At 66.4% G+C, this 12,247-nt stretch carries 13 protein-coding genes; 7 read left to right on the top strand and 6 right to left on the bottom strand.

The genetic code is table 11. The features are described from left to right. Positions 1–8: 8 nt before the first annotated feature. Positions 9–533, bottom strand: a complete 525-nt coding sequence (locus KXD97_RS28930) for a hypothetical protein (protein ID WP_260754435.1) — start codon at positions 531–533, stop codon at positions 9–11. 78 nt (positions 534–611) lie between these two features. Here KXD97_RS28930 and KXD97_RS28925 point away from each other — a divergent pair, with 78 nt between their 5' ends. Beyond that, entirely contained in the window at positions 612–1,040 is a 429-nt protein-coding gene (locus tag KXD97_RS28925; RefSeq protein ID WP_260754434.1) for a hypothetical protein, read from the top strand. A 14-nt stretch (positions 1,041–1,054) separates the two neighbouring features. Here KXD97_RS28925 and KXD97_RS28920 read toward each other — a convergent pair whose 3' ends face one another. Beyond that, complete coding sequence (locus tag KXD97_RS28920) at positions 1,055–1,495, bottom strand: hypothetical protein (protein WP_260754433.1); 441 nt, start codon at positions 1,493–1,495, stop codon at positions 1,055–1,057. A gap of 52 nt (positions 1,496–1,547) precedes the next feature. Then, positions 1,548–2,828: a cytochrome P450 gene (locus KXD97_RS28915; protein ID WP_260754432.1), complete on the bottom strand. Its 1,281-nt coding sequence runs from the start codon at positions 2,826–2,828 to the stop codon at positions 1,548–1,550. A 184-nt stretch (positions 2,829–3,012) separates the two neighbouring features. Between KXD97_RS28915 and KXD97_RS28910 the strand changes: the two genes are divergently transcribed. Continuing rightward, positions 3,013–3,639, top strand: coding sequence for a TetR/AcrR family transcriptional regulator (locus tag KXD97_RS28910; protein ID WP_260754431.1), 627 nt, complete (start codon positions 3,013–3,015; stop codon positions 3,637–3,639). A 70-nt stretch (positions 3,640–3,709) separates the two neighbouring features. Here KXD97_RS28910 and KXD97_RS28905 read toward each other — a convergent pair whose 3' ends face one another. The 3 genes from KXD97_RS28905 to KXD97_RS28895 all read right to left on the bottom strand — a co-directional run bounded on the left by KXD97_RS28905 (position 3,710) and on the right by KXD97_RS28895 (position 6,138). Further along, on the bottom strand, positions 3,710–4,873 hold the full coding sequence (locus KXD97_RS28905; RefSeq protein WP_260754430.1) for a thiolase family protein: 1,164 nt from the start codon (positions 4,871–4,873) through the stop codon (positions 3,710–3,712). Positions 4,874–4,886: 13 nt separating this feature from the next. Next, entirely contained in the window at positions 4,887–5,360 is a 474-nt protein-coding gene (locus tag KXD97_RS28900; protein ID WP_260754428.1) for a Zn-ribbon domain-containing OB-fold protein, read from the bottom strand. Between the two features lie 61 nt (positions 5,361–5,421). After that, a complete protein-coding gene (locus KXD97_RS28895) occupies positions 5,422–6,138 on the bottom strand; it encodes an enoyl-CoA hydratase/isomerase family protein (RefSeq protein ID WP_260754425.1) in 717 nt (238 codons plus the stop codon). A gap of 92 nt (positions 6,139–6,230) precedes the next feature. Here KXD97_RS28895 and KXD97_RS28890 point away from each other — a divergent pair, with 92 nt between their 5' ends. From KXD97_RS28890 to KXD97_RS28870, 5 genes are all read left to right on the top strand, one after another. Further along, on the top strand, positions 6,231–7,829 hold the full coding sequence (locus KXD97_RS28890; protein ID WP_260754424.1) for an AMP-binding protein: 1,599 nt from the start codon (positions 6,231–6,233) through the stop codon (positions 7,827–7,829). A gap of 35 nt (positions 7,830–7,864) precedes the next feature. Continuing rightward, on the top strand, positions 7,865–9,055 hold the full coding sequence (locus KXD97_RS28885) for an amidohydrolase family protein (protein ID WP_260754422.1): 1,191 nt from the start codon (positions 7,865–7,867) through the stop codon (positions 9,053–9,055). A 32-nt stretch (positions 9,056–9,087) separates the two neighbouring features. Next, positions 9,088–10,527: a FadD3 family acyl-CoA ligase gene (locus tag KXD97_RS28880; protein ID WP_260758198.1), complete on the top strand. Its 1,440-nt coding sequence runs from the start codon at positions 9,088–9,090 to the stop codon at positions 10,525–10,527. Between the two features lie 152 nt (positions 10,528–10,679). Then, positions 10,680–11,549, top strand: a complete 870-nt coding sequence (locus tag KXD97_RS28875; RefSeq protein WP_260754421.1) for a hypothetical protein — start codon at positions 10,680–10,682, stop codon at positions 11,547–11,549. Next, entirely contained in the window at positions 11,546–12,229 is a 684-nt protein-coding gene (locus tag KXD97_RS28870; RefSeq protein ID WP_260754417.1) for a hypothetical protein, read from the top strand. Before KXD97_RS28875 ends, KXD97_RS28870 begins: the two co-directional genes overlap by 4 nt. The last annotated feature ends 18 nt before the right edge of the window (positions 12,230–12,247 follow it).

Genomic DNA, 12,247 nt, shown 5'->3' with positions numbered 1-12,247 from the left:
GGCGCGGTCTAGGAGATTCGGTCCATCCGCACCGGCAACTCGATCACCTTCGACAGATTGACCCCGCAGGCACCGCTGTCGCTTTTGGTCATGTTGCGGCCCGCGATCGTGGTCATGTTCCTCTTGATTCGGCGCTGGGTGGGGGGATCCATTCCCCATAGCAGGAACTTCTGATAGCCGGTGGCGAAAGTCCCATTGGGACAAGGCATCCAGTTCGGGACAACGTGCTCGACGAAGTAGAAGTCGTCGAGCCTGATCGGCCCGGTCCACCCGAGCGAGCTCTTGACCTCACCCGTGCATTCGATCGGGCTGACACAGGTCATGTTGATCGTCCACGTCTCGAGGACGGACTGCTGCTTGATCTTCACCTGGTTGGTGCGTGCCCAGTCACCGTCGGAGTAGACGCGCCACGTTCCGCTGAGGTTGACGCCCCACTCCGGGTCGTCCGCGTGCGCGGCGGGAGTGAAGTTCAGGCTTCCCAGTACGGCGAGGGCCGTCGCGGCGAATCCACTGACCAAACGTGTAGCGCGCATGGGTTCTAGCCTAATGGTGCTCAGAGTAGAGCTCTCCAAAAGCGAGAATTTCGTTCTGGGGCATGGGAAAATGTCAGGATGCGATCTCTCGTCGCAGCGCTCGCTGCCGTAGCGGCCCCCGCCGTGCTGATCTCCGCTCCACCCGCCGCGGCTCAGCCGCCCCCACCACCGCCCGGCGAAGCGTGCAACTATCCGAACTGCACACCTGGGATCATGCCCAATGTGGTTCTTGGGTCCTATTGCGCCAACACCACTTATTACGCGTTCGGAGTGACGGACTGGGGTCGGCTGGTGTTCTGCGGGTCGCCACGGCGCTACGAGCCGCGCTGGTTCCGCTCACCGGAAATGCACGGGATCAAGAACGAAGGCGACTTGTGCCCGGCGCTCGACGGTCAGGTGGCGCAGGCGCCGGACGGGCTGTTCCTGACATGCATCGCCAAAAACAATCGCTCCTACTGGGCGCGCGGCGATGTCTCGGTCGGCGGTGGCAATCCACCTCCTCAGTGATTGGGCGAGGTGGCCTACCAGGGGCGCTGCGAGCAGAGCGCGCCCCTAAGGCCTGAATCCGTCGCGACGACGACGCCGTCGACCTGCAGTTCGCATACGAACCCGGGATCGGCCAATGCGGGCGTCTGCGCCGTCGGCAGGCCCACCACAACGAGGGACCACTGCGCCGGGTCCGCCAGCCAGGTCTCGAACACCCAGGGCTTGTTCGGGCCGAGGGTAGCTTCCTGATTGGGCGTGTACAGGTACGGGTTGTGGCTGTACTCGCCCCAGTTCGGCGGATCCTTCTCGCGGTAGTAGATCTCCGCGTTGACGATGTCCTGGCTCGCGCCGACCGTGTACTTGACGTGATGCAGTGGGGGTTGCGCGCCGGCCGTGCCACCCGTGATGACGACTCCGGCCGTGACCAGTCCGGTCACGGACGCAGCGACGATCGGAACCGCTTTGCAGAACACCATTTTCGAATTTTAGAACGAGGCTTCGGTGCGCGTGCCGGAATCGCGGCTCCCGCTAACGAACCGGGTTGAAGGTGATGTTCAGTTCGGTGAGCCCGCGCAGGATGAACGTCGGCTCATAGTTGTAGCGACGCGCACCCGGAGGGCCGTGCAGCTCCTCGTCGATCGCGATGTCCGACATCCGGTCCAGGATCCGTTCGATGGACACGCGACCCTCCACGCGTGCCAGCGGGCCGCCCGGGCACGAGTGCACACCGCGGCCGAACGCGATGTGCTCACGCACATTCTTGCGGTCGAGGTCGAATTCGTGCGGATGCTCGAACCGACCGGGATCGCGGTTCACCGCCCCCGGGCACACCATCAGCGTGGTGCCCGCCGGAACGTCCACGTCACCGACCGTGGTGTTCTTCTTGGCCAACCGGAACTGGCTCTTGACCGGAGCGTCCATCCGCAACGCCTCCTCGATGAACACCGGGATGCGGCTGCGGTCGCGGCGCAGACGCTCCTGGACCTCGGGATGGTCACCGAGCACGCGCAGGGAGGCGGTGAGCAATTTGGTGGTGGTCTCCTGGCCGGCGGCGAACAGGAAGGTGGCCGACCGGACCACTTCGATCACCGGGGGTGTCGAGCCGTCCGGGTACTTGGCCGTGGCCAACGCCGTGAGCACGTCGTCGCGCGGATTTTCCCGGCGGTCCTCCAGATAGCCGATGAACTTCTCGTCGAGCCACTCCAGCGGGTTGGTGCCGACCAAGTCGCTGTGATCGAGCGAGCCGACGTTGGCGCCCGGACGGGGCGCGCCCAGCACGGTGCGGAACTCCTCGTGGTCAGCCTCGGGGACTCCCAGCATGTCGGCAATGACCAGGAGTGAGAACGGTTTTGCGTAGGCGGTCAGAAACTCGCAGCGGCCCGCGGCGATGAAGTCGTCGAGAACCTCGTCGGCCAGCCGCCACATGAAGTCCTCGTTCTCCTTGAGCCGGCTGGGCGTCAGGAGTCGGTTCAGCAGAGAGCGGGCGTTGGTGTGGTCGGGCGGGTCCATCGTGACCATGTGCTCGAACATCGGCATCTGCGGCCGGTGCGCGGTGATCTGGTCGGTGATGTCGTCACCTTCGGGGGTGAACGGCAGCGGCGGGAACGGTCCGGCGACGGCGATACACGACGAGAAGGTGTCGGCGTCCTTAAGCACGACGGCGGCCTCCTCGTAGCCGGTGACCGCGAGCACGCCATAGTTCGGCTCCTGTGTCACCGGGCACTTGCTGCGCAGATGATCGAAGTACGGGTGGGGGTCAGGCACCAGGGAGGGGTCGGTGAAGTAGTCGATGGTGTCGAAATCGGTCATGTCCGAGGCCTCCCGAGGCTGGCGGAGTTGATCGTGCTTGCGAAAATTGCTGAGCACCTGCTTAGCATGGTGTGAGAGTTAGGGTCAAGATCGGCTCGGCGGTCGTGATGTCACGATCTGCATGCCGGTGCGGTCCGGTGGTGTCACGCTGTGGGGGCACCGAACGACAGAGGTGGGAGTAGGCATGGCATCGCCGCGACGTATCGGGGCGCCCGACGCGAAGAATCGAGTGGTTCTCCTCGACGCGGCCGAACAGCTGCTCATCGAGGAAGGGTATGCGGCGGTGACCTCTCGCCGGGTTGCCGACAAGGCCGAGCTGAAACCTCAGTTGGTGCACTACTACTTCCGCACGATGGAGGATCTGTTCCTGGCCGTGTTCCACCGCCGAGCCGAGGAAGGGCTGGCGGTGTTGTCGACGGCGCTGCAGTCGCCGCAACCGCTGTGGGCGCTGTGGCGTTTCAGCACGGCCCCGGAAGCGACCAGGCTGACGATGGAGTTCATGGGCCTGGCCAACCATCGCAAGGCGTTGCGGGCCGAGATCGTCTATTACGCCGAGCGTTTCCGGCAGGAGCAGAACCGTGCGATCTCCGATGCCCTGCAGCGCTACGGCATGGAGTCGGACGAGGTGCCGCCCGTGGTGTGGACGGTGTTCGCGACGAGCGTGTCGCAGGCCCTGGTGATGGAACGGGCGCTCGGCATGGACACCGGCCACGCCGAGACGTTCGCGTTCTGCGAGGCGTGGATCCGGCGCCTTGAAGGCGACCCGCTGCCGGGTCTTTTCGACACGCCGGACCCCGCTCACCAGAGATAGCCCGCCGGCCGCACGTCGGTGGCTTGTGTTCCGGGTTCCGGTGTCGGCATGGCTGCGGTGTGTCCGGTCTCTACAGCGACAGGATCGTCGCGGAGGCCGTCCCGGGTGCGCCGTAAACCTGGGCGAGCCCGACGCGCGGCGTTCCGGGCACCTGCCGGTCGCCGGCCTCGCCGCGCAGCTGCCGGACCAGTTCGTGCACCTGGCGCAGGCCGGACGCGCCGATCGGCTCGCCGTTGGCGATCAGGCCGCCGTCGGTGTTGACCGGGATGCTGCCACCGATCTCGGTGGCACCGTCGGCCAGCAGCTTCTCCTGCTCGCCGTCGGCGCACAGGCCCGTTTCGGCCATGTGGATGACCTCGGCGCCGGCGTCGGTGTCCTGCAGCTGGGCGATGTCGACGTCCTCGGGGCCGATGCCGGCGGCCTCGTACGCGGCCTTGGCGGCGTACACCGTGGGGGAGGGATCCTCGTCCAACGGCGCGGAGGTCGCGTGCACCTCGTAGGCGCCGTAGGTTCGGGTCCGAATCTCACTGGCGCGCACATACACCGGCTTGTCGGTGTACTTGTGCGCGAGATCGGCGCGGCACATGATCACCGCGGCGGCGCCCTCGTCGGGAGCGCAGAACATGTATTGCCGCAGCGGGTAGTTCAGCACCGGCGAGGCCATGATCTCCTCGACGCTGATCTCCTTGCGGCGGAATGCATTCGGGTTCAGCACGCCGTTACGGAAATTCTTGTTGGCCACCCGCGCCAGCGTCTCCTCGGAGATGTTGTGCTTGTGGATGTAGTGGTTGGCCTTCATGCCGAAGAACTTGGTGGTCACGAACTGGCCGTTGTTGGCATACCACTGCGGCAGTGCGAGCTTGGCCGGGTCGTCGGTGAACGCGCCACGAGGGTGCTTGTCCAGTCCGATCGCGATTCCGATGTCGTACTTGCCGAGACGGATGGTGTCGGCGGTCTGCTGGATGGCCGACGCCGCGGTGGCGCAGGCGTTGAACACGTTGGTGAACGTGATGCCGGTCAAGCCGACCAGTCGGGTGACAGCGTCGGGGTTGGACACCTCGTAGCTGCCGCCGAACCCGAACTGGATGTCCTTCCAGTCGAGGCCTGCGTCGGTCAGCGCGGACTGGATCGCCTCGGCGCCCATTTCCATCGCGGTCTTGTCGAAGCGGCCGAACGGATGCAGGCCGACCCCGATGATCGCCACTTCACCGGCGGCGTTGGCGGACGTGCTCATCGTCGCAGTCCTCTCAGTTGTCAATCGGGCGGAACGCGAACGTGATGAGCTCGGCGCCGTCGTCGTCGGTGGTGAACGGGATCATGGTGAGCTCGACCTCCTGGCCGAACTGCAGCTTCGCCGGATCGTTCTCCGTGAGTCGGCCCTCGACCCGGATCACCTCATCGAGCTGGACGAGGCCGACGCCGAACGGCACGAAGTCCTTGCCGGTAGGGCCCTTGTACGGTGCGCCGGGCGGGAAACCCTGCGTGGTCCAGGCGATCAGAGTGCCCCGCCGCGGCAGCAGAACCTCGGACATCTCGCCGCCGCTGCACTTCGGGCAGCGCTGCTGCACCGGGAACGTGGTGGACCCGCAGGTGCCGCAGGTGCTGCCGATCAGCTGCGGATCGTCATTCGGCCAGGTGGAGATTTCGGGCGCGAGCGCGCGCTGTGTGGTGGACACAGGTTGACCATAATCGGAAATGACGTTCTCGTCTAGAGAGAACATGTCGGGTGGACCGGCCCCGGAAGCGGGGCCCTCCTTGCTACCGTGCGCGGCGTCTAGTGGGTTATTTGCCCTTCTTCATGACCTTGTCGGCGGCGGCCCAGTGCTCGTCGGAGACCCACAGGCGGGCGAATGCCGCGACCGCCTCGGTGGTGGGCACACCGCGCATGACCCGCTTCACCTCGCCGGCAGGGGCGGAGGCCAGGGAGCGGGCGATCAGCCGCCACTGCTCGTCGAATGAGGCACGGGGGATCACCTGGTCGATCAGACCGATGCGTTCGGCCTCCGCGGACGACATGATCCGCCCGGTGCCGGCGATCAGCAGGGCCCTGCTGTAGCCGACCAGGTTCACCAGCCGCTCGGCCCCGCCCCACGCGGGCATGATGGCCAACGCCACCTGATTGAAGCCGATCTTGATGTCGTCGGCGGCCACGCGGATGTCGGCGGCCACCGCGAACTCCGCACCGCCGCCGAGGGCATGGCCGTTGAGGGCGGCCAGCACCGGGCCCGGGAAGCCGGCGATGCGGTCACAGATCGACCGCATCCGGAACGACATCGCCGCGGCTTGCTCTTCGGTGCGCAGGGCGCTCAGCTCTTTGAGATCGCCGCCCGAGACGAATGCCTTGTCGCCGGCGCCGGTCAACGCCAGCGCGGCGGCTCCCTCGGCGCCGTCGAGCGCCTTGTCGAGCTGCTCCATGGTCTCCAGCGAGATCGCGTTGCGCGCATGGGGCCGGTCGATGGTGATGACCGCCAGACCGTCGGTGATTTCGAGGTCGACCATCGAGCATTCTCCGTTCGCGGTATTGGCATTCTTGCAGGAGGAGAATAGCATCGCGTGGCATCTCCTTGCGGACAGGAAGGTGGCGCACAGCCATGCGAAGGATTCCTCCTGAGCTCGTCAGACGCTACGAGCAGGAGGGCTACTGGACGCCGGAAACCCTGGGCGACCTGTTGGCCCGAGGGCTCGCGAACAGTCCCGAGACCGGCTTCTACGTGCACTCGTCGATTCGGCCCTACCAGGGGACGTTCGGCGACGTCGAGCGTGACGCCCGGCGGTTGGCCGCGGGTCTGCGTGAGCGCGGGGTGGGTCCCGCTGATGTGGTGGCGATGCAACTGCCGAACTGGCGCGAGGCCGCGGTCGTGTTCTGGGCCGCGGCCTTCCTCGGGGCGGTGATCGTGCCGATCGTACACTTCTACGGTCGCAAAGAGCTGGCCCACATCCTGGCCACCGCCAAGCCGCGGGTGTTCGTGACCACCGAGGAATTCGGGCGGATGCGGTATCAGTCCGACCTGTGCGCCGATGTGCCGGTCGTCGGGCTGGTCGCCGGAGACGGGTCGGGGGCGGCCAACGAGCACGCGTTCGAGGCGCTGCTCGCCGACGAGCCGCTGGTCGGCACGGTGGCCGCCGACCCCGCCGGACCGGCGCTGATCGCGTTCACCTCCGGCACCACCCGTGATCCGAAGGGCGTGATCCACAGCCACCAGACGCTGAGCTTCGAGACGCGCCAGTTGCTGGCGAACTACCCGGCCGACCGCGGGCGGCAACTGACCGCGACCCCGGTCGGCCACTTCATCGGCATGATCGGCGCGTTCCTGATCCCGGTGCTCGAAGGCGCGCCGATCGACCTGTGCGATGTCTGGGACCCCGGGCGGGTGCTCCAGCTCATCGAGAGCGACGGCCTCTCGATCGGAGGGGGGCCGCCCTACTTCGTGACCAGTCTGCTCGACCACCCCGATTGCCGACCCGAGCACCTGCGCTCCTTCAAGACCGTCGGCCTCGGCGGGTCGACGGTGCCGGCGGCGGTCACCCAGCGTCTCACCGATCTGGGCATGTTCGTGTTCCGCTCGTACGGCAGCACCGAACATCCGTCGATCACCGGTTCCCGGCCCACCGCCCCGGCGGAGAAGCGGCTGTTCACCGACGGTGACGTGCGTCCGGGGGTGGAGATCCGGCTCGGTCCGGACGGCGAGATCTACAGCCGCGGCCCCGATCTGTGTATGGGTTACACCGATGACGAACTGACCGCGCGGGCGTTCGACGACGAGGGCTGGTATCGCACCGGCGACATCGGGGTGCTCGACGAGGACGGTTACCTGACGATCACCGACCGCAAGGCTGACGTGATCATCCGCGGCGGGGAGAACATCAGTGCCCTGGAAGTGGAGGAGGTGCTGCTGGCGATGCCCGCCGTCGCCGAGGCGGTCGTGGTCGCCGCACCCGACCCGCGGCTGGGCGAGCATGCCGCGGCGGTCCTGAGGATCCGTGACGGTCACGCCATGCCGACGCTCGACGAGGTGCAGGAGCACTTCGCCGCGGCCGGTGTCGCCACCCAGAAATGGCCAGAGGAGTTGCACCGGGTGCCCGAGGGTCGGGATTTCCCGCGCACCGCAAGCGGGAAGGTGCAGAAGTACGTGATCCGGCAGCAGGTCGCCGCCGGCGACGGGTTGGTCGTTGCGGCCTCCCGCAAATGAGAATACGATTCTCCCGATAGGAAAAGGAGTCTTTCATGGGACAACTGTCGCACCGGGTGGACATCCCGTTCCCGCTGTTCGATGCGGACAACCACCTGTACGAACCGCCAGAGGCGATGACGAAGTATCTGCCCAAGGAGTACAAGGACGTCGTCCAGTACGTCGAGGTCAACGGGCGCACCAAGATCGCGCTCAAGGGCCAGATCAGCAACTACATCCCGAACCCCACCTTCTCGGTCGTCGCCAAGCCCGGCGCCTGGGAGGAGTACTTCAAGTACGGCAACCCGGACGGCAAGAGCAAGCGTGAACTGTTCGGTGAGCCGATGAAGGCCATCCCGGCTTTCTTCGAGCCGGAGCCGCGCATCAAGGTGATGGACGAGCTCGGCGTCGACCGCAGCCTGATGTTCCCGACGCTGGCCAGCCTGATCGAGGAGCGGCTCTCCGACGACCCGGTCGCGATCCACGTGCTCATCCACTCGCTCAACCAGTGGCTGGACGAGGTGTGGGGCTTCAACTACCAGAACCGGATCTTCACCACCCCGGTGATCACTCTGCCCATCGTCGAGAAGGCGATCGAGGAGCTGGAGTGGTGCGTCAAGCGCGGCGCCCGCGCCATCCTGATCCGGCCCGCTCCGGTGCCTGGCTTCCGCGGCCCGCGGTCGTTCGCGCTGCCCGAATTCGACCCGTTCTGGGAGCGCGTCGTCCACCACGACATCTTCGTCGGCATGCACTCCAGCGACAGCGGCTACTCGCGCTACACCTCGGAGTGGGACGGCGCCGCACAGGAGATGTTGCCGTTCCAGACCAACGCGATGTCGATCCTCAACGAGTGGCGCCCGATCCAGGATGCGGTGGCCTCGTGGGTGATTCACGGTGCGCTGTTCCGCCATCCCAAGCTCAAGGTCGGCATCGTCGAGGCCGGTTCGAAGTGGATGTTCCCGCTGCTCGACTCGATGGCCGAGGTGTACAAGAAGGCTCCGGAGGCCTTCCTGGGCAACCCGATCGAGGAGATCAAGAACCGCATCTACGTCAGCCCGTTCTACGAGGAGGGCATCGACGACCTGATCAACCTCATCGGTGTGGACCAGGTGCTCTACGGCTCCGACTGGCCGCACCCAGAGGGTCTGGCCGAGCCGACGCACTACGTCACCGCGCTGGAGCATCTTTCGGTCGAGGATCAGGCCAAGATCATGGGCGGCAACCTGGGACGTCTCGTCACGACGTGACGTATCAAGCCCGATGGGCGACCATCCCGGAGATGGTCGCCAGCGCGGCGGACCGATTCGGCGACGCGGAAGCGGTCGTCGACGGTCCGCTGCGCCTGTCCTTCACAGAGCTCGTCGAGCGGATCCAGCGCGCCGCAGGTGCTTTTGCCGATCTCGGGATCGCCAAGGGGGAGCGGGCCGCGATCTGGGCACCCAACAGCGCCGAGTGGATCATCGCCGCGTTCGGACTGCTCACCGCCGGCGGGGTGCTGGTGCCCGTCAACACCCGCTTCAAGGCCGATGAGGCAGCCGACATCATCAGCCGCAGCGGCGCGAAAGCTGTTCTGGTGCAACAGGGATTCCTCGGCGTCGACTATGCGCTACCTTCTTCGTGGCCCGGCAGGCGACCGCCGGTGTTCGACCTGAAATCGGACTTCCTGGGCAGCGGTTCGCCGTTCAGCCGTCCCGTCGACGGCGACGACGTCTCCGACATCATCTTCACCTCCGGCACCACGGGGCGTCCCAAAGGTGTGATGATGAATCACCGGCAGAACCTGCGGCTGTACGAGGAATGGTGCGAGCTGGCCGATCTGCGGCCCGGTGACCGCTACCTGATGGTCAATCCGTACTTTCACACCTTCGGTTACAAGGCCGGACTCATCGCCTCTTTCATCCGCGGCGCCACCATGCTGCCCGTCGCGGTTTTCGACGTCGAGCGCGTCGTCGAACTCGTTGCCGCAGAACGCGTCACGATGCTCCCGGGGCCGCCCACGCTGTACCACTCACTGCTCGGCGTCAAGGACAAGAGCAAGCTGGCCACGCTGCGCGCCGGGGTGACCGGCGCTGCCGACATCCCCGTCGAGTTGGTCCGCCGGGTGCACGAGGAGCTCCCGTTCCGGACATTGGCGACCGGGTACGGCCTGACCGAGGCCGGCACCGCAACGCTGTCGCGGCCGGCGGACTCGTTCGAGGACATCGCGACCACCGCCGGCGTGGCCTGCGACGGTGTCGAGTTGCGCATCGCCGACGACGGTGAGGTGCTGATCCGCGGCTACACGGTGATGCAGGGCTATCTCGACGATCCCGCCGCGACCGCCGAGACGATCGATCCAGAAGGCTGGCTGCACACCGGGGACCTCGGCACGCTCGACGACGCGGGACGTCTGCGGATCGTCGGCCGCAAGAAGGACATGTTCATCGTCGGGGGCTTCAACGCGTACCCGGCCGAAATCGAGGGTTTCCTGCTTGAGCACCCCGCCGTGGCGCAGGCCGCCGTGATCGGGGTTCCGGACGAGCGCCTGGGTCAGGTCGGCAAAGCTTTCGTCGTCGCCGACCCGGCGCACGACCAACTCAGCGCCGACCGGTTGATCGCATGGTGTCGTGACCGAATGGCGGGTTTCAAGGTGCCGCGGTATGTAGAGTTTCTCGACGAGTTGCCGTTGAATGCCACCGGCAAGGTGATGAAGGACAGGTTGCAGAACCATCAACGCTGAGCGGCTGCACAGCCGAGAACCAGCATTTCTGCACTCAGGACCTTTGTCTAGCTCGGCGTGACCGAGGTATCGTCAATGCGATACTCAGAAAAGAAGAATGACATTCTCGTAGCGATTATCGTTCAAACGACCCTGCAGACAAGGAGGTCGGTGTGCCGTCTTTCAGGCGCCGCGACTCGGTGATCGACGCCGATCGCGTCGAGGAATCGACCGCGGAACCTGGCACCGCCGCGGACCCAGAGGAGGCGCGCGCGCTCGTCGAGGAAGCCGAAGCCGAGGCCGCCGAGGCGGAGGCGCTGGCCGCTGCCGCCCGCGCCCGCGCCCGCGCCGCCCGGTTGCGACGGCAGGCAGTCGCCGCCGAGACCGATGCCGACAGCCAAGCCGGTGTCGACGACGAAGCCGGTGTCGACGACGACGGTGACGCCCTCGGGTCAGAGCCGGTCGCCGTCGAGGCGGTGGACGGCAGCGATCCGGTGCCCGACCCCGCCGACCCCGCCGACTCCGCCCCGACGGTCACACGGAAGCGGCGCCTACCGCGCCCGCGCTGGACGGCCGTCGTCGCAGGCCTCGTGGTGCTCTGCACGGTGGCGCTGCTGGGCGCCAGCGGATACATGATGTGGACTCATCGGGCGGCCGAGAAGGTGCGCCAGCAGAACGCCGAATACGTCGCCGCGGCCCGGCAGAGCGTGGTCACGCTGATGTCGCTGGACTTCAACAAAGCCGAGGAGGATGTGCAGCGCATCATCGACAACTCCACCGGCCAGTTCAAGTCGGACTTCGAGACCCAGGCGGCGGATTTCGTCAAGGTCGCGCAGGATTCCAAGGTCGTCACCGAAGTGACGGTCAACTCCACTGCTGTGGAATCGATGTCCGACGACTCCGCCCAGGTGCTGGTCGCCGCATCGTCGCGGGTCACCAACACCGCAGGCGCCGACCAGGAGCCGCGCACGTGGCGGCTCAGCGTCAGCCTGGAGCGTGAGGACGGGCAGATCAAGATGTCGAAAGTCGAGTTTGTGCCGTGAGCGACGACCAACGCACCGAGGACGACGTGGAGGCCGACGAGAACGCCGCCGTGACTGCCGATGCGAACGCTGACGAGGCCGTCGACGCGGACGGCGGTGACATCGATCCGGACGGCGATGACGCCTCGGCGGCCGGGCAACGGTCAGGCGGCGACGCCGGCGATGAAGCGGCCGCGAAAGCTCCGCGCCGTTCGAGGCGGGGCCTGGTCAGCGCGATCCTGTTGGCCGTCGCGCTGCTGGCCTCGGCCGGCATCGCCGGCTGGCTGTATGTCAACGACTATCGGCCGGATCAGCAGACCGACCCCGCGGCGGCACAGGTGGCTCTCGATGCCGCCAAGACCGGAACGGTCGCGCTGTTGTCGTATTCACCCGAATCCCTGGATCAGGACTTCACGAACGCCAAGGCCAAGCTGACCGGCGATTTCCTGTCCTATTACACGCAGTTCACCGAGCAGATCGTCACGCCCGCGGCCAAGGAGAAGTCGGTGAAGACAGCGGCCTCGGTGGTGCGTGCGGCCGTGTCGGATATCCAACCGGACTCCGCCGAGGTGCTGGTGTTCATCAACCAGGCCACCACCAGCAAGGAGAACCCGGACGGGGCGTTCGCCGCGAGCAGCGTCAAGGTCGGTCTGAAGAAGATCGACGGCAACTGGCTGATCGAGTCGTTCGACCCGGTCTGATCGGTATAGCCTCGGACG

It is taken from the genome of Mycobacterium sp. SMC-8 (assembly GCF_025263565.1).
GTDB lineage: Bacteria > Actinomycetota > Actinomycetes > Mycobacteriales > Mycobacteriaceae > Mycobacterium.
Note: the sequence above shows the minus strand (reverse complement) of the source record. Positions and strands in the feature narration are given on the sequence as shown.